Source organism: Bifidobacterium sp. W8110 (assembly GCF_016101375.1).
Classification (GTDB): domain Bacteria; phylum Actinomycetota; class Actinomycetes; order Actinomycetales; family Bifidobacteriaceae; genus Bombiscardovia; species Bombiscardovia asteroides.
Window position 1 is genome coordinate 192,805 of the sequence record NZ_JACFQO010000001.1, and the last position, 17,451, is coordinate 210,255.

A 17,451-nucleotide genomic window follows, 5' to 3' on the forward strand; every position below is an offset into this window, starting at 1 on the left:
TTCCCCGGGTCGTGACCCCAAAATCTGCGTCGGTGCACACTAAAACAAAGTCCCTCTATAACTTCTACTGTAGCATTGCAATCTTCGAGCAGTTCATAGTGTCGTGATCCGGCCCTTGCAGGACAAATTCGTTGCAAGAGGCCATGCCGTTGATTGTGGAGGCTGCACTTTTTGCATGAGCGCCGAAGGTTCGATTGGCATTGCGGATTGCCACGATGGTTGCACTGATAACGGCCTTGTCACCAGTGACGCCGATAAAAAACCGGGGCGGTGCCTATGGCTGAACCGCCCCGGTTGCATTGGGAATTGTGAAGCCTACTTGCGAGGCTTCTTGGCGGGGGGCTCGCCCAGCTGGCTGGCGGTCACCCGGATGCCCGCTTCATCCTCGCCGGCTCGCGCCGCCTCGGACTGAGCGGGCTCCTCGACCAGATCCAGATCTCCGGTGACCCTGCCTGCTTCCGCTATATCGTCCAGGGCGGCCTTGACGGCTTCCAGGCCCTCCGGCGCCACGCTCAAGGATGCGGAGAGGATGGGGGTCTTCATGGAGACCTTGGCCTCGGACTTGATCCGCCGCAGTGATGCCAAGGCCATGCCTGCCCAGGCCAAAAGAGCTGGATCCTGGCCCTGGGCAGCTGCCCGGTAGGATTCCGAACGTGGCCAGGAGGCCCGGTGAACCGATCCGTCTCCCTGGTGCATCCACTGCCATGCCTCCTCGGTGGCGAAAGGCAGGAAGGGGGCCAGGAGACGGTCGAGAGCGTCCAGGACCAGTCCCAGGGTCGTGCGGGCGCTGAGCACCTGGGCCTCATCAGGGGTCCTGCCGGTGGCATCCGCAGTTCCGTAGGCTCGGTTCTTGGCCAGTTCGATGTAGTTGTCGCAGAAGTCCCAGAAGAAGGACTCCGTCACCTCCAGGGCCTTGGAGTGCTCGTATGATTCCAGGGCCTTGGTGGCCTGGTCGATCACCTGGGCAAGGCCGGCCAGGACCGCCCGGTCCAGTGGGACCGTGACGTCAGCGGGGTTCCAGGTGGCCTCCGCTGCCTGAGTGACCTTATGATTCTCATCCTCCCGCCCGATGGCCAGGGCGAACTTGACGGCGTTGAGAAGCTTGACGGCCAGGCGGCGGCCGATCTTCATCTGCCCCTCATCGTAGGTGGCGTCCAGACCCAGCCGGGCGCAGGATGCCCAGTAGCGCACGGCATCGGCGCCATACTTCTTGATGGGTTCGTCCGGCACCACCACATTGCCCTTGGACTTGCTCATCTTCTTATGGTCCGGGTCCAGGATCCACCCCGACAGGGTGGTGTCGCTCCAGGGTAGGCAGCCGTTCTCCAGGTAGGCGCGATCCATGGAGCTGAAGAGCCAGGTGCGGATGATGTCCTGGCCCTGGGGACGCAGATCCATGGGGAAGGTGGCCTTAAAGAGGGCCTGGTCCTGCTCGCCCGGCTCGGCCCAGTGGGTCACAATCTGGGGGGTCAGGGAACTGGTGGCCCAGGTATCCATGATGTCCTTCTCGGCCGTGAAGCCGCCGGGCTGGTCGCGTTGTGACTCTTCGAAGCCCTCGGGTACGTCGCTGCTGGGGTCGATGGGGAGCCTGTCCTCGGCCGGGGTGATGGGATGGGCGTAGTCGGTCTCGCCGTTCTCCTTGACCGGATACCAGAGAGGGAAGGGGACTCCGAAGAAGCGCTGGCGGGAGATCAGCCAGTCGCCGTTGAGTCCTTCGACCCAGTTGTTGTAGCGCACCCGCATGAAGTCCGGGTGGAAGTTGAGCTCCTTGCCGCGCTCCAGCAGCTCCTTGTTCAGTTTCTGGTCGGTGCCGCCATTGCGCAGGTACCACTGACGGGAGGTGACGATCTCCAGGGGCTTGTCACCCTTCTCGTAGAAGTTGGTCATGCGCTTGGTGGGCTTGGGCTCGCCGTCCAGGTCGCCGGACTCGCGCAGGGCGTCCACGATGATCTTGCGGGCTGAGAATGTGGTCTTGCCCTCGGTCTGCTCGAAGATTCGACGTCCGCCTTCATCGGTGATCCAGTTCGGCACGTCCATGACGATTCGTCCATTGCGCTGGATGATGGACCTGGTGGGCAGGTTCAGATCCCGCCACCACTGCACGTCGGTCACGTCGCCGAAGGTGCAACACATGGCGATGCCAGCGCCTTTGTCCATTTCTGCGGCGGGGTGGGCCAGAATGGGCACTTCCACCTTGAACAGGGGGGAGTAGACCTTCTGCCCGAAGTACTTCTGGTAGCGCTTGTCGTCCGGATGGGCGATCAGGGCGCCGCAGGCCGCCAGCAGCTCAGGCCTGGTGGTCTCGATGTATATTGGCGTGCCGTCCGCAAACCGGAAGGCCACACGATGGTAGAAGCCGTCGTACTCGCGCGACTCCAGCTCGGCCTGGGCAACGGCAGTCTGGAAGGTCACGTCCCAGAGCCCGGGGGCCTCCTTCTGGTAGGCCTCGCCCCGGGCCAGGTTCCGCAGGAAAGCCTTCTGCGCCACCCGGCGGGGATGCTCGCCGATGGTGTGGTAGGTCTGCGACCAGTCCACCGACAGGCCCAGCGACCGCCAGAGCTGTTCGAAGAGCTTCTCGTCCTCGGCGGTCAGTTCCTCGCAAAGTTCGATGAAATTCTGCCGAGAGACCGGCACCTGGTCCTTGGCGCTGATCTTCCTGCCCTTGGTCCCGTGGAAGGGGGGTTTGAAGTCCGGATCATACTTGAGCGAGGTATCCACGCGAACCCCGTAATAGTTCTGGACCCGCCGCTCGGTGGGCAGGCCGTTGTCGTCCCAGCCCATGGGGTAGAAGACGTCATAGCCCTGCATCCGCTTGAACCGGGCGATCACGTCGGTATGGGTATATGAGAAGACGTGTCCCACATGCAAATGCCCGGAGACCGTGGGCGGCGGGGTATCGATGGAGTAGACGCCGGAGCGCTCGCGGGTGTTGCGGAAGCGATAGACGCCGGACTCATCCCAGTCGCGGCACCACTTTTCCTCCAGGCCATCCACGCCCACCCTGTCGGGCAGGGGGGTCAGATGGGCATTGACGATTCCTTGGTGTTCAGCAGACATACCAGCATTTTATGGACGAACAGTGACAAGGGGCACCGGCCTCCTTACCCCTGGACGCGCAGGTTCCACAGGGGCAGGTAGCGATCCAACAGAGAGCTGGGCATGCCCTGGAGGCGAGGGGCGGTGAGGACCAGGGGCATACGCTGATAAAGCCAGTCGCTGGGGGAGAGGTCGCTGACCTGTCGGGCAAAGGCCCGCAGTCGCTCGGCATAGGTGTTCTGGTCGGTGCAGTCCGTCACCTGCTTCCAGGAATTCTGAATATCGACGTTGTCGAAGAGCATGGTGGAGGCGGGGTCGGCGAAGCGGTCGATTTCATCATTGTCCATGACCAGCAGGGCCATGTCATAGTCGTGGTGGTTGAGCACCTGGTCGCGGAATGCAACCTGGTCCACCATGGAGACCTGGCTGGGGATGCCCACCGCCTTCAGTTGCGTGCGGATTAGATCGCCCGCCTGGCTACCGAATTCCTGGGGGTAGACCAGGCGCAGACCACCGTGATAGTAGGACTGGGCGTAGTAAGAGGTTCGACGGGCCGCCTGGGTTCGGTCGAAGGGGAAGGCCTGCAGACCGGGATCATAGCCGGGGCTCAGCGGGTTGAGCGGCCCGCCCAGAGCTTTGGCTTCGCCGCCTTCCAGATCGGCCAGCGCCTGGCGGTCCAGGGCATAGCGGACGGCCTCGCGCACATGCTGGTCGGACAGCAGGCTGGATGCCTCGTTGTTGAAGGCCAGGACCACATTGTCTGTGCTGGGCGTGGCGGTCGGTGCCTTGCGTCCCTTGGCTGAGGATGTTTTGCGGGCCTGGTCGGCGGTGGCCGGGTCCATGTCCACCACAGCGTCCAGGCGTCCCTGGTCCAAATCCTTGATGGTCCGCTCGGGGCCGCCGGTGTAGCTGAAGATCACCTTGCGAATAGCGGCCTTGTCCGGGCCTCGGTAGGACTTGTTGGCGGTCAGGGTCAGGCTGGTGCCCGGCTGCCAGTCATCCACCTGGTAGGGGCCTGAACCAGCTGATCGAGTGGAATAGTTTACCCGGGCCTGGCGGTCGTAGACTATGCCCGCCCGACCGCTCAGGGCGGTCAGCAGTCTGGCGTTCGGGCTCTTCAGGCCGATCACCAGTGTGGCATCATCGGGGTTGGTGACTCTGGCCAGTCCGTCCAGGTCCCGATGGCCCTGGTACTGGTGGTCGATGATTTGCTGCAGGGACCAGAGGGCATCCTCCGAGGTCAGGCGGCGTCCGTCAGCGAAACGGGCGTCATCGCGCAGATGAAAGGTATAGAGCAGCCCGTTTGCGGAGACCTCCCAGTTCTGAGCCAGGCCGGGCGTCGGCCGACCTTTTGCATCAGGCCTGGTCAGGGTCTGGTAGACGTTGCCCATCAGGGCCTGGTCGGTGGCGTGTCCGGGTTCGGTACGAATATCCAGGGATACAGGGGCATGACGGGCGCGGATGCGCACGATTTGGCCCGAACCGCCCTGGGCCCAGGGCAGCTGCCAACCCCCTTGTCCTGTCACCAGTGGCCAGGCTATGTAGGTGCCCGCGGTCAGGACCGCCAGTACCAGGAGAAAGATGACTCCGGATTTGATCTGTTTGTGTCTGCCGTGTGCCATGATCTTGATTCTACCGAGAGGCCGGTCCGGCCAGGAGCTCGGCGCTGGGACATGTTTCGGCCAGGGGGCAGTGGAGACAGTCGGGCTTGCGGGCGTGGCAGGTGGCCCGGCCGTGGAGGATCAGCCTGTGTGACAGATTGGTCCAGTCCTCGGGCGGGAAGCAATCGCAGATCTCATGCTCGATCTTTACCGGATCGGGGTGGGCGCTTCGCCAGTCGGTTCGCCAGCGCAGGCGTCCGGTGACCCGGGTGACGTGGGTGTCCACCGGAAATCCGGGAATGTTGAAGGCGTTGCCCAGGACCACGTTGGCCGTCTTGCGCCCCACGCCGGGCAGGCTGGTCAGCTCCTCCATGGTCTGGGGGACCTCGCCGCCGTAGTCTTCGGTCAGCATCAGGGAGAGCCCCAAGAGGTGGCGGGCCTTGGCATGGTAGAAGCCCACCGGGTGGATGATGGCCTCCAGTTCGGCAGGCTGGGCCTGGGCCATGGTCGCGGGGTCGGGGTAGCGCTCGAAGAGTTCGGGGGTCACCGAGTTGACCCGCTTGTCGGTCGTCTGGGCGCTCAGGACCGTGGCAACCAGCAATTCGAAGGGGTTGCGGAAGTGCAGGGCGCAGACCGCCTCGGGAAAGACCTGGCAGAGGATGCGGTACTCCTCGTGCATGCGGGCCAGGCGTCGGGCCTTGCTTTCCCTGCCCTGAGGGCGCTTTCGATTTGATGATGCATCAGTCACTATGATTGGTTTTCTTCTTCTGGGAATCCTGGGATTGTTCCGACTGGCTGTCCTTTTGCTCGACTGGATCTGTGCCGGTCTCGGCGTCCGGCTCGGGCTTGGGGACTGAGGCCGTCCGTGCCGACGAGGGCGGATCGAACCGGTAGCCCACGTTGCGGACCGTGCCGATCAGGTGCTCGTACTCACTGCCCAGCTTGGCCCTGAGCCGCCGCACGTGCACATCCACCGTTCTGGTGCCGCCGTAGTAGTCATAGCCCCAGACCTCCTGGAGGAGCTGGGCTCTGGTGAAGACCCTGCCTGGATGCTGAACCAGGTATTTGAGCAGCTCGAACTCCTTGTAGGCCAGGTTGATGGGCTGACCGTGGATCCGGGCCGTGTAGCTCTCGGTGTCCACAACCAGGTCACCCGAGCGGACCTGACCGGTGGGCACCTGGTTCTCCACCTCTTCTGGCTGGACATCCGGCTTGCGTGTCGGTGTCACACGCTGGCAGACCAGACGTAGCCGGGCCTCGACCTCCGCGGGGGATGCGGACTGAATGATAATATCGGCCACGCCCCAGCCGGCATTGACCACGGTGAAGCCGCCTTCGCTCAGAATCAGGATGATGGGTGTGGACAGGCCCGAGGCTCGGGTCAGGCTGCAAAGGGTCTTGGCCTCGGCCAGGTCGTCGCTGGCATCAATCAGCAGCACCGTATCCTCCGGCATTCTTACCAGGGAGGCGGCATCCAGGGGCAGAACGCGCACTCGATGGGAGAGCAGGGCCAAGGCTGGCAGAACCGATGCCGGGTCCTCGGCGCAGGTCATCAAGGTCAGATCCGTCACGGGGGTACCTTCTTCCCTGTCCGTTCGTCCATAGCGGGGGTGGATTCGTTGAACAGTCGTCATCATTGTACAATCGGCCCGTCACAAGGGCTCCGAGTTCACAGGATGGCCTTGCCCTAGGATGTGACGTATGGCTCCCCGACGGGGACAGGCAGGAGGACCCATGGCGCAGACCGTAAAAGAAACCCGGGATGGGCACGCACCCGCTCTGACGCAGCTGCTGGCCCTGGCGGCCCTGGTTCTGCCGGGCGTGGTGACGGGTTTGCTGATTGAGCCCCGGGTCGCTCGATGGGTGCTGGCTGTTCTGGTTCTGGTGCTGGTCCTGGCCCTGTTGGCCTCTTGGCCCTTGGTGGGCCGGGGCATCCGATCCGGTCCTGACCGAGCCGTGTCCGGCCTGCTTGCCTTGGCCTGCCTGGTGCCGACCCTGGTTGTGCAGGGGCCTGGTGCCCTTTGGGCCTGGCTGTCGACTGCGGCATTCCTGCTGGCCCTCCTGGCCGTGTTCATGTTCGTCCGGCAGATGCTGCGTCGGGACCGACGGATGGTCATCCGTGGTATTTCTGCAACCGCCATGGGCGGGGTGACCGCCGTCGCCGCCTCGGGATGGGTCTTCCTGCCAGAGTTGATTGGAGGCCTGCACCCTGACCTGATGCCGATCCTGGTGGTGTTTGTGGCCTTGCTGCTGCTGATCGGGCTCATGACCTCGGGCCATCGCTGGGCACAAGAGGCAGCTGATCGGCGTGGAGCCATTGGCCTGGCGCTCATGTCGGTTCTTCTGGCCGGATCCATTGTGGTTCTGGCTGCCATGGTCTTGCTCACGACGTTCTGAGTCAGGCATTCATCAGATGATCCAGAAGAATCTGGATGCCCATGACGATCAGAATGATGCCGCCGGCGATTCTTGCAGGCTTGCGCCAGCGGGACCCGACAGCGTATCCGATGCGCAGCCCCAGAATGGAGGCCGCAGCCGTCACCAGTCCGATGACCAGTGCGGACAGCCAGATGTTGATACCCAGCAGGGCCAGGCCTGCGCCCACACCGAATGAGTCAATGCTGGTGGCGATGGCTGCAGGGAGCATCAGCCGCCAGGAGAAGCTCTCCTCGCTGTTCGATTCCTCTTCCTCGCCGTAGACGCCCTCTCGGATCATGTTGACTCCGATGGCTGAAAGGATGCCGAAGATAATCCAGTGATCCACGGCGGCCAGAGAGTCCTGCAGCATGGAGGCGGCGAAGTATCCCAGCAGGGGCAGCAGAGTCTGGAATCCGCCGAACCAAAGTCCCACCAGCCAATGATGGCGCGCCCGCAGTCTGTCCACGGACAGTCCCTTGCTGATGGAGACAGCGAAAGCGTCAGAAGATACACCTAAAGCGATAAACAACAGTCTTAAGAACACGGCATTCCTTGAAAGGGTTCATCCCCGGTGGGATGGGCCTCGACCAGGTCTCCTCAAACCCGCCTACGCCTCGGAAGCGTCGAGCGCGGAACTGCCGATTGGAGTCGGCTTTGAATTCGTTGAATGCCGTTCACATGCTACGCCATAACAATATGGACATGGATTTTACCTGCCAGCGCCGGAACAATCAAGCATGGCAAACTATTGAATCGGCCCGTTAATGAGCCATAGTCACCGTCAGGCTGCCTCCTGCTGCATGGATGGCGCTACTTGTCCTGGTAGGTGACGGCGTAGAACTCGCCGTTCTGGTATCGGGCCATGTACACATCGCTGACCTTGTGTATGCCCTGCTTGGCCAGCTGCCCGTCGAGCCAGTCCTCGTCCCGTCCCATGGTGTCAAGAACGTCGGGATTGACCCGTCCGTCCATGACCACCGGATAGCGCACGTCCTTGTCGCCTTCGGAGATGATGGTCAGACTGCCGTTCTGCTCAACGATGCCCCGCTTGACGTCGCGGATGTCGTTGATGCCCTTGGTGCGCAGTTTGAAGTCCACCTCCTTGGCGGTCAGGTTGACCTTGAGACAGTTCTGGACCAGCAGTTTGCCGTTCTTGATGATGGTGACCGGTTCGCCGTCGATGTACTTGCCCACGGCGTGGATGTGGGTCTTGGCATACCTGGTGATGAGAATCAGTGCCGCCCATATCAGCAGGATGACAATGTACTGGGCCATGGAGATGCTGTCGCTGTAGATGACCCCGCCGATGATGCCGCCCAGGACGTAGTTCTGCAACTGGTCCATGGGAGAGGTGGGTGCCAGGTTCCCCTTGCCGGTCACGTTGATGAGCAGGGTGATGAAGAGCAGTCCGACGATCAGCTTCAGGGCCACGTTGACGTAGAAATTGATATCCATGGGTCACTCTCCGATCACGGTGATGTCTGGGTGGTACAGATCGGCACGCTGCAGCAGGAATTCGGAGCCGGAGCTGTTGAATACCAGGGTGTAGTAGCCCTTGGGGGTCTTGATGATCATGTCGTTGTTGCGCGAAGTGTCGTTGATGCTGATCTGCTCAGGATTGACCTTGAGCTTGGCGGCGGATTTGTCGATGACCGTGGTCAGCTGTCCGCTCTGCAGGCTGGCCGTACGCAGATTGGTGTAGTCGCTGTACTGGATGGCCGCAGCCAAGAGGAGCAGGGTGGCCAGGATGATGGACAGATCCTTGTACTTGTGGTTCCAGCGGTGGCGGGAGTACATGAACAGGAAGAAAAGGAAGGCCAGGGCCAGAACGACGACCACGATGATTCTGATCATGGTCCAGTTGGTCTGTCCACCCTTGAGATATTGGTACGTATAGAAAGTCATAGCCGCTCCTGCCCTTGCGCGCGCACCCGCAATTCGCAATCGTAGACGGCCGGATGCGTTTTGGGAGGATTTGGGCATGCAAAACCCCGGTTCAGGCGCTCGATTGGTCCCTTGCCGGGGTGGTTATGACCGGTGGTCGTTCTTGAGAGGTCAGTGCTGGGCGGCCAAGCGCTCGCGTGCAGCCTTGATCTGGGTCTCGGCAGCCTCGGCGTTGGTCCAGTAGTCCCCGGGCATGACCTCCTTGCCTGGCTCCAGAGCCTTGTATTGCTCGAAGAAGTGCTTGATTTCCTGCTTGTGGAAGTCGGAGACGTCGTCGATGTCCTTGATGGCATCGAAGCGAACGTCGGCGGGCACGCAGAGGACCTTATCATCCCCGCCGGCCTCGTCGACCATGTGGTAGAGGCCCACGGCGCGGCATTCGACGATGCAACCCGGGAAGACCGAATCGGGAATCATCACCAGGGCGTCCAAGGGATCCCCGTCCTCGCCCAGGGTGCCGTCGATGTACCCGTAGTCGTCGGGGTAGCCCATGGAGGTGAAGAGTGTGCGGTCCAGCCTGATATGGCCGCTGTCGTGGTCCATCTCGTACTTGTTGCGGGAGCCCCGGGGAATCTCTACCAGCACGTCGAATGTCTCTGCCATTGTCCTGTCTCCTTTTCGGTCTGGACGGCATAGGTATGTCTCATACACAGCATAACCGTCCCGCAGCACATTCGACCACAGTCGCTCGCTCGCGCACCCATATGCCCTGCGGCCATTCATACTCAAGGCATGGAGCGGGCGAAGAGTGAGGACGAGTATGAACAAGCATAGATGGATCGGCCTGTTGACGGCTCTGGCTGCCTTGGCGGCCCTTGCCGGTCCGGCGACTCCTGCCATAGCTGGGGGAGGATCAGGCCATGCCGGCGGCAGACCAGTGGCCCCGGGCGACGAAAACATTCAGATCTGGCAGGGTTGGGCCTACAAGGATGACGAACAAGGCGCCTTTGGCGGCTATGCGATAGGCAGCATCGACAAGGCGTTCTCCCAGTTGGGGGTTGTGGACAAGGGCAATGCCAATACGGCCCGGGTCAAGCGGCAGGCTCTAGACGAGGCCAATGGCAACTGTCAGGCGCGCTTTAATGAGGCCCACGCCGACCAATCCGGACAGGGTCACTGTCGGGTGACCGGCGTGGGAGTGGTTGCCACCTACCGTGGATCCCAACGTATCTTTGACGGAATCTCCGTGGCTATTCACAAGTATTGGATGGACAACTGGCGCAGCCAGGTGGCCAACACCACCTTCAGCAACCGTGGAGTGACCTATCGGACCAGCGACTCCTTCTGGGATCAGTCCAACGACAATCTGGACAAGTTCGCTGACGAGTATGCAGGCAACGAGAAGGGCATCTCCCTGGTGGTGATCATGCTCAACGACTACGAGCCCAAGCCGGCCGATCTGCCACCGGATCCACCCGATAAGCAAGTAGGTCGTGGCACTAGCGCGGATGGGATGACCAATCGCACCCATATCGTCACTGGAACCGGTCGGGGTGGGCGCGAACTGACTTTTAGTGATGTCTTCGATCCTCAGGGCAAGCAGTACCGTATCAGTGGTCAGCATGTCAGGGACCAGACCAGCGGCGAAGACCTGACCGACAAATTCGTTTTCAACACCGCCGAAGGGGATAGGCCGCCCGGGGAACGGGCCACAGCCACCTGGAAGGGTGGGGCTCTGCCTGAGGAACATCGCTGGGCGTGGCAGCTGGACGTGACTGTCGAGCAACCGGAGACCGGACTGATTCTGGACCAGGGTGCAGTCCATTGGAAGGGCGCTGCCCGGCAGGTTGACCAGTCGACCCCGGAGCGTCGTACACCCACCTGGAGGCCCAAGCCGGACAAATCCTGGATCCTGCGGGATGCCGCCACGGGGGTGTGGAAGAGCGTCGTAGACCCCCAATGGAGTAACAAGACTGGTGCTGACGGACATGTCTTTTTGGACGGCGACCGGGTGGGGTCGGTGGTCAACGCCACTGTCGAAGCCCATCTGGTCGAGGCTCCTAAGGTTTTCGCCCTGACTGACGACTGGAGTGCCGCCGATTATCTGGTTGATCAGGACGGGGCTGGGGCAATTCGCATATTCGTTGCCAAAGCCAGGGCTGATGCAGACGGGCACTACCGCCACAGCAGCGTCGGAGACATCGTGGCCATGGGCAGGGACGTGACCGACCGTTTCCAAGTCAGCGTGAGCGGCACTCGGGCGCGGGCTCAGGCCAAGAGCGGGTGGTTGAACGGTCTCAAGGGGATGGAGGACCCCATGCAGGTCACCATGCTGGTACCGTTCACGGTTCGCTTTGCCAATGGCGGTGGTGCGTCCCAGGTCCGCAATGACCTGGGCGGAACACCTGATCAGGAGCTGACCTTCTGCAAGGCGCCGGACGGCCATGGCAACCAGGGCGGGGCTCTGACCAACTCGGGCTCCCAAACGGTCAACACGCAGAGTGTACAGACCAATAAGCCAGGCATCTGTGGATACCTGCCGCCGGTGCGTAAGGATGTCATCTCTGAGGCTGGCCAGGGCGGGGAGCAGGCCAGCGTTGACGGCAAGGTGGTCTTCCCTGGTCAGCGGCTGGAGTATCAGCTGGATACCCAGCCCAGTCTGCCTGACAGTCTGGCTTATCCTGTCAAATCAATCATTCTGACGGATGTATATGACCGCTGGTTTTTGCCTGACAAACAGACCCTTGAGGTGACTGACCTGCAGAGTGGCGATGTCATCGCCAAGACCGGATATGCCACAAAGTGGAAGGACAAGGACCATGGCCTGCGGGTGACCATTACCGACTCCGCCCGTATCAGCCAGTGGCGTGCCGGGAGCAACCCCAGAATCCGTCTGCGCTTCGAAGGCAGGGTTGATCCCAAGGCTCCAACGGATCATCAGGTGGACAATCATTGGGTGTTGGCGCTGAACAATTCACTGACCCCCTCCAACCAGGTAAGCAATCCGCCCGCCGACTTCCATCCTTCAAAGAGCGATGTCAGCGCGCATGATCCAGGCATCAGCATCGACGGCAAGGTGCTCTTCGTGGGCGACCGTGGAGTTTATCGAATCAGTCTTGACGCCCGCCGCAAAGATACCGCCTATCCGGTCTGGCGGCTGGGCATGACGGATGCCTACGACGCTCGTCATCTGGATATCGATCCCAAGAGCATCGAGGTTCTGGGCTCCGACGGTCGCGATTACACCAAGGCTTTCAATATTCAGGTGGCTGATGGTATTGTCCTCGTCTTCGCCAAAACCGTGGATACCTATGTTCCTGCTACAGGCGAGACTCTCAAAGGGGATCCCCAGCCTGCGGATCTGGCTGCCTATGCCGCTGACCGAGGCCATAATCCCCTCAGAGAGCCGGCTATTGACCAAGGGCTGCTGGGTCGTACCTACGATCTGGTCCTGCCCTACACGGTCATCCGGGCAGAACCCGGTCACGTGGTGCGTAACCAGGCGACCCAGATCGTCAACGACCTGCACAAAGCGACCAACGTGGTCGCCAATCCGGTCAAGCCGCTCAATCCCGCCAAGGATGTGGTAGTCGCTGTGGGCGGGGGAAGTGCACATGGCGGCAGCATCTATCGTGACCGACTCTTCCTTTATCGTCTGGACTCCAGTCTGCTGCCGGCCGGACGTGCCTATCCACAGGTGAAGACATGGCGGATCGAGGATCGGCTAGATCCCACGGTGGATCGGTTTACTGGCCATTGGGCCGTCTACGCCACCCAGGACCTCTACGAGAATGGGCGCATCCTGATTCATCATGGACGGATCATGGCTGGTTCGGATATGTCCGCAGATATCCATGGTGGCCCCTTGTTTACGATGACTGAAGACCCTGCAGGTCTGGTCAAAGTGGAGGCTACACCACGGTATCTGGCCCTGGTCAGCGCTTCAGGTGACCGTCCGGTCGGCTGGAGGGCCTACCTGCAATGCAGACGGCTGAAGAAGGTGGAACGTCATGAGAACCGATTCACTGAGTTCTATCAGGACAAGACCCTGGTCTCCAACACGGTCTGGACCGGAACGCCCGATATGACACCGGCTCTACACATTGAGAAGTTTGATCAGGCTGGCGGTATGCCCAAGGGTGATCGGGATCAGCCGGAACAGGCCCTCCGGACTCGTGATGACGTTCCCATTGTCTTCCGGATCACCAATGATTCGCCACGGGATCCCGGCGATGGGACGGGAGCTGTTTTCCTGGCTCGCCAACTGCATTTGGAAGATCAGACAGTTGTGGGTCGGGGACGGGTCACCGGGGTCCGCTATCCAGACAATTGGTCAACCCTTATGCTCCGTCCCGGCCAGTCTGTGGACGTGCATGCTACGGTGACGGGCATATCAGGTCGGCACACCGACAGGGCCCGTGTCATCGGCAGTCCTTTGGTGCCTTGTCCAGTAGATGATGCGGCGGCCCTTCCTGAGCGGGAAGATGCCGACAGGGCTTCTCTACAGCCAAATTCCCAGGGCGTGATGGTCGACGGCCGTCTGTTGTGCTCGGATCGGGCTGTCCGTTCAAATAGCGACGATTGGAACGCACTGGAGGAAGCGTTGCCCAAAACCGGGGCAGCAGTGGCTCTTCCTCTGGCCATCCTTGCAGCGGCAGTCATGATCGGCTCGCTTCTCTCCGGCCTGGTCAGGCGGGTGTCCAAGAGCCCTAAGGGACGGCGATGACCGTTGACCTCAGGTTTCCAGCCCACACGTGTCCACTGGTCTGTCGTCTTTCTAACGGGGCCACTGCCCATCCAAGGGCGGCCGTGATCCGTCACAGGCCAGGTAGACACGTGCGATGCGCATGCCGGCCCGTTCCGGCTCCAAAGTCAGGACGTGCCGACCGCCGGTCAGCTGGACGGCGGTCATCTCCGACCATCCCCAGACATGCTCGGTGGCAAAGGTCATCAGTCTTCCCCCTCGGGGGAAGAGTTGGGCAGGGGCCAACGGCTGGCCGTCCAGAATCAAATGGCAGGAGTCCTCCAGATCCGAGGCGAACTGGGCCAGGAGCCAGATTCCATAGTTGCCTGGCCTGCCAACCCGGAAGGCCAGGTTCATGCCGGGAGCCCGACCAGGATCGGGCCAGAGTTGTTGCCTTGGTTCGGCCCGCATGGCCAGGCCCCGGCCGCTGTAAATGGGGGCGTCGGTGGGTACCCAGCAGCCCTTCCGAGGCTTGCCATTCTGTGGCCCATCCTGTGACAGCCAGGCGTTTTCGTCCTGTCTTAGGCAATCGGCGGTCTCAAGGTAGATGCGCTCTGAAGTCTTGCTGGCGTCATTGTTCTGGCTGAGCTTCTGCTCGTGCTGGTGTCCGGCGGGCCAGACCAGCTTCGGTCGCGTATACAAACCGCCGTGAAGCCAGTAGTCCCGGTCAAAGTAGGGTACAGGTTCGTCCGGGGTATGACCCGGATCGATTCCGTAGTCCTCGATGGCCAGGTTCCGCAGGGGGCGGTCCAAGGCATCGGTCGTGGGCGTTGGCTGATGGTCTGTAATCTGATTGCTGGTCTGATCTATGTCTATGTGAGATGTGTGAGAGTTTCCGTTATCAGCCCCTTTGGAGGTCCGGCCATCTGCCACCCAGGTACTGAAGGCCGGTCCCAGCCGGCTGGGCCGTTCCCGACCGGTGTTGATCACGACTTTGTCGATGCCGAAGGAGTCGTCCACGGCAATAAGTTGCAGCTGGTGGGGTCCTGCCTCCAAATAAGGCAGGATCATGGTTAGTTGCTCGGCGTTGTATACGATGGTCTCCTGCCAGTTGCCACGGAATTCGTCAGTGGTGGGCGATTCCAGGATTTCGCCTCGGTTGCCATCCAGGCTGACACGCAGGCGTATTCGCCCACGTGAGTTCAGGGTGGGCATCCGGTGAACCTCTAGATGGTGGCGGCCGGGGGTCTTCAGCCAGAAGTCCAGACTCAGACAGGCCCCGCTTCCTGAATCCGGGTCGCTCCAGCCCCTGGTCTGCATCAGGTCCGAGCCGAAACGCCCAAGGTCTTGGGTCGCCAGCCAAGTGGTGGCCTTCGTAAGGTCGGAATTAGCGTGTCCTCGTGAGGGGTCCATGCTGATGTGGCCATCTGCCTCGACGTAGCCGGTGAATCCTTCTTCGAGGCGAGGATCCTTGCCTACTAGAACATCGACCCTGATCGGCGTCGACCAGGCTTTTTCGGTTGCCTCCGGATTACAGGGGCGGGTGAAGATGGTCAGCGTACCCTGACGACCAGCACGGGTTGAGGCGTTATCGACCTGTACATGGATTCGCCACTCGTCCTTGACGACCCGCTCCTCCTCTGGCAGGCGGATCCAGTCCTGATCGGCGCAGATGCGCACTTCCTGTGCAGAGCTGCCCATAAGGTCCAGGTCAAACCACTGGTCGAAGATGCCGTAGGGATCAAAGACCAGCCTGGCGTGATTGTTGTTGCCGGGGACCTTAAGGCTCTCCTCTGCTCCCTGTGGCGTAAGGATCAGCCCCTGGTCCGGTTGGACCTTCACCGGTCTGCAAGCCGGGTACTGAGGCAGCGTAGGAGGAGGGAACCTGTTAGGAGTGAGAATGCCGTCCCAATCGCCTTGCGCCAGCTCCCTGTTGTACCAATGGAGCAGAGCCCGGATCATCCCCTGGAAGAGATGAGAGATTCTCATCTGCCTGTCGGCGGCCGGCAAGGCGCCTCGGGCGGCCTCGAGGCGGCTGCGGTCCGCATGGTAGAACTGGGCGTTCACGTAGTAGGCCATGGCGATCTTCAGGTCAACCAGCGATCGGTATGCTTCACGAAACTCTGGCTTCATGCTCCTGCCAAGATTGTGTGAGCGCTCAGCCAGCTCCCGTAAGGCTGCCAGGCGGCCGCCGGCCTCGTCGTCGTAGCCTGTCTGGGTGAAGGAGTCCTCGTGCAGGTGTTCGATTTTGGTCTGATTGTTGATCCGGTAGTAGCTCATGCACAGGTCGGCAGCCTCAGAGCCGCGCTTGTCGGCGAAGGTCTGGTCGAACCAAGAGGCTACGAAGTCCCGGGCCGACAGACTGTGGTGATCCTTGTCTGCATTCCAGGCCAGATGGAGGAAGTAGGATCCCTCCAACTCCAATCGCTTGATGGCCCCCAGATTATCCACCCACACCCGGCGGATGCCCCGATTCCAGCACTTACCCAGCTGGTCGTTCATCAGAGTCAGGGGGGTGGATGAAGTGCAGCGGTAGCTGGTCCTCGGCGGCGCCCAGTAGGAGCTGTGGTAGTAGACCCCATTGCCTCCGCTGCGTGCCCGTTCGGCTTGATTAGGGAAGCGGCGCATATACCCGTAGTTGTCGTTGACCCACATGATGGTCACGTCTTCGGGCAGGTCCAGGCCCGCGTCGTAGAGGGGCAGCACCTCTTTATAGGGAATGAAGAGCTGGGGGACATTCTGTGGTGGCCGGCCCAGGTGCTGATGCAGGATGTCCCTCTGGTCGTGAATGACCCGACCGAGCAGATCGACCCGCGCTTGCAGGCGGTCCTTCTGGTCCAGGTTCGGATCCTCGTCGATGGCGCGCGTGGTCAGGCCCGTGTCGTGAATGCCGCGCATGCCCAGGGTCCAGGTGACCTCGTAGTTCCGGTTCATATCCACGCTCTGCGACCAGTAGCGCCGAATCATGTCCCGGTTGCGTCCAGGCAGCGAATAGTCATAGTCCACATGTCCGCCCTGCGAGGCCACCCAGGGGTCCCACTCATGCTGGTTGCTCCGTAGAAGCATGTCGCAGTGACTGCTCCCGATGACGACCCCCATGCTCTGGGCAAGCCTGCCGTTGCGCGGGTCGGCATTGAAGGCGTTGACGTGCATGGCCGGCCACAGATAGTTGCCGCCCAGCCGTAGGATCAGGTCAAAGACCTTTTCGTAGGTCGTTGGTCCGATGGTTCCATCCGGGGTGTGCAGGCGGGCCCAGTCGTCCAGCTCCTCCTCGTCGTTGATGAAGAAGCCCCGGTATTTGACAGAGGGCCAGTCGAAGACGCGCAGGTCGCCGGGCAGGCATATCCGTTCATGGTGACGGACTGGCACGTTTCCCCACCAGTGCAGGGGTGAGATGCCAATGGCCCGGCTAAGGGCGTAGATTCCGTAGATGGTTCCGCGCCGGTCGGTTCCGACAACATAAAGTGTGCCGTCGACGACCTGCAAGGTGAAGCCTTCCCAGCGATACTCCCCTTGGGGGTCTTCGAGCGGGGTAAGATCGAGCTGGTCGTTGCGGACGGCTGAATTGATCCAGCTGGAATGGCCTAGAGTACCCAAGCAAATGGTCGGGCTGCCCTCATCGATCAGATTAGCCCGCCTCTGGGTACGGCCTGTCACGGCCGCAAAATCCCGCATCAGGTTGCCGGTCGCAATCTGCACGGCCGAATCCTCACCATGCTCCAGCAGCCAATTTGGCCGGACCCCTGAGTCGGCCAGGACTGCTCCCGATCCGGCGGTCACTGGGATGGTTCCGGGCTGGGGATGAAACAGGGTGACCATAGTGGCGCT

The 17,451-nt window shown here is 61.4% G+C and carries 11 protein-coding genes; 2 read left to right on the plus strand and 9 right to left on the minus strand.

Annotated features, from left to right (window positions below; translation table 11 throughout):
* Positions 1 to 315: 315 nt before the first annotated feature.
* The 4 genes from valS to H3T88_RS00790 all read right to left on the minus strand — a co-directional run bounded on the left by valS (position 316) and on the right by H3T88_RS00790 (position 6,208).
* Complete coding sequence (gene valS / locus H3T88_RS00775) at positions 316 to 3,057, minus strand: valine--tRNA ligase (RefSeq protein ID WP_198203224.1); 2,742 nt, start codon at positions 3,055 to 3,057, stop codon at positions 316 to 318.
* 44 nt (positions 3,058 to 3,101) lie between these two features.
* Positions 3,102 to 4,658 carry an ABC transporter substrate-binding protein gene (locus tag H3T88_RS00780; protein WP_198203225.1) on the minus strand — a complete coding sequence of 519 codons (1,557 nt, stop codon included), beginning with the start codon at positions 4,656 to 4,658 and terminating at the stop codon, positions 3,102 to 3,104.
* A gap of 10 nt (positions 4,659 to 4,668) precedes the next feature.
* Complete coding sequence (nth, locus tag H3T88_RS00785; RefSeq protein WP_198203518.1) at positions 4,669 to 5,316, minus strand: endonuclease III; 648 nt, start codon at positions 5,314 to 5,316, stop codon at positions 4,669 to 4,671.
* 61 nt (positions 5,317 to 5,377) lie between these two features.
* On the minus strand, positions 5,378 to 6,208 hold the full coding sequence (locus tag H3T88_RS00790) for a winged helix-turn-helix transcriptional regulator (protein WP_198203226.1): 831 nt from the start codon (positions 6,206 to 6,208) through the stop codon (positions 5,378 to 5,380).
* A gap of 163 nt (positions 6,209 to 6,371) precedes the next feature.
* On the opposite strand from H3T88_RS00790, the gene H3T88_RS00795 reads away from it, so the two are divergent.
* The gene (locus H3T88_RS00795; RefSeq protein ID WP_198203227.1) at positions 6,372 to 7,034 is read left to right on the plus strand and encodes a hypothetical protein; all 663 of its coding nucleotides are present in this window, start codon (positions 6,372 to 6,374) and stop codon (positions 7,032 to 7,034) included.
* A 1-nt stretch (position 7,035) separates the two neighbouring features.
* Here the strand turns inward: H3T88_RS00795 and H3T88_RS00800 are convergent, their stop codons facing one another.
* The 4 genes from H3T88_RS00800 to H3T88_RS00815 all read right to left on the minus strand — a co-directional run bounded on the left by H3T88_RS00800 (position 7,036) and on the right by H3T88_RS00815 (position 9,602).
* The gene (locus tag H3T88_RS00800) at positions 7,036 to 7,599 is read right to left on the minus strand and encodes a manganese efflux pump MntP (RefSeq protein WP_015022500.1); all 564 of its coding nucleotides are present in this window, start codon (positions 7,597 to 7,599) and stop codon (positions 7,036 to 7,038) included.
* A gap of 266 nt (positions 7,600 to 7,865) precedes the next feature.
* Positions 7,866 to 8,510 carry a DUF421 domain-containing protein gene (locus H3T88_RS00805; protein WP_015022499.1) on the minus strand — a complete coding sequence of 215 codons (645 nt, stop codon included), beginning with the start codon at positions 8,508 to 8,510 and terminating at the stop codon, positions 7,866 to 7,868.
* 3 nt (positions 8,511 to 8,513) lie between these two features.
* On the minus strand, positions 8,514 to 8,960 hold the full coding sequence (locus H3T88_RS00810; protein WP_015022498.1) for a DUF3290 family protein: 447 nt from the start codon (positions 8,958 to 8,960) through the stop codon (positions 8,514 to 8,516).
* A gap of 150 nt (positions 8,961 to 9,110) precedes the next feature.
* Positions 9,111 to 9,602: an inorganic diphosphatase gene (locus H3T88_RS00815; protein ID WP_015022497.1), complete on the minus strand. Its 492-nt coding sequence runs from the start codon at positions 9,600 to 9,602 to the stop codon at positions 9,111 to 9,113.
* A gap of 157 nt (positions 9,603 to 9,759) precedes the next feature.
* Here H3T88_RS00815 and H3T88_RS00820 point away from each other — a divergent pair, with 157 nt between their 5' ends.
* Entirely contained in the window at positions 9,760 to 13,665 is a 3,906-nt protein-coding gene (locus H3T88_RS00820) for an LPXTG cell wall anchor domain-containing protein (RefSeq protein ID WP_198203228.1), read from the plus strand.
* A gap of 51 nt (positions 13,666 to 13,716) precedes the next feature.
* On the opposite strand, the gene H3T88_RS00825 is transcribed toward H3T88_RS00820, so the two are convergent.
* Entirely contained in the window at positions 13,717 to 17,442 is a 3,726-nt protein-coding gene (locus H3T88_RS00825) for a glycosyl hydrolase 115 family protein (protein WP_198203229.1), read from the minus strand.
* Positions 17,443 to 17,451 lie beyond the last annotated feature (9 nt).

Coding starts and splice junctions, on each gene's coding strand:
- valS (WP_198203224.1), bottom strand. CDS start 3,057: ATGTCTGCTGAACACCAAGGAATCGTCAATGCCCATCTGACCCCCCTG.
- H3T88_RS00780 (WP_198203225.1), bottom strand. CDS start 4,658: ATGGCACACGGCAGACACAAACAGATCAAATCCGGAGTCATCTTTCTC.
- nth (WP_198203518.1), bottom strand. CDS start 5,316: ATGCACGAGGAGTACCGCATCCTCTGCCAGGTCTTTCCCGAGGCGGTC.
- H3T88_RS00795 (WP_198203227.1), top strand. CDS start 6,372: ATGGCGCAGACCGTAAAAGAAACCCGGGATGGGCACGCACCCGCTCTG.
- H3T88_RS00805 (WP_015022499.1), bottom strand. CDS start 8,510: ATGGATATCAATTTCTACGTCAACGTGGCCCTGAAGCTGATCGTCGGA.
- H3T88_RS00810 (WP_015022498.1), bottom strand. CDS start 8,960: ATGACTTTCTATACGTACCAATATCTCAAGGGTGGACAGACCAACTGG.
- H3T88_RS00815 (WP_015022497.1), bottom strand. CDS start 9,602: ATGGCAGAGACATTCGACGTGCTGGTAGAGATTCCCCGGGGCTCCCGC.
- H3T88_RS00820 (WP_198203228.1), top strand. CDS start 9,760: ATGAACAAGCATAGATGGATCGGCCTGTTGACGGCTCTGGCTGCCTTG.
- H3T88_RS00825 (WP_198203229.1), bottom strand. CDS start 17,442: ATGGTCACCCTGTTTCATCCCCAGCCCGGAACCATCCCAGTGACCGCC.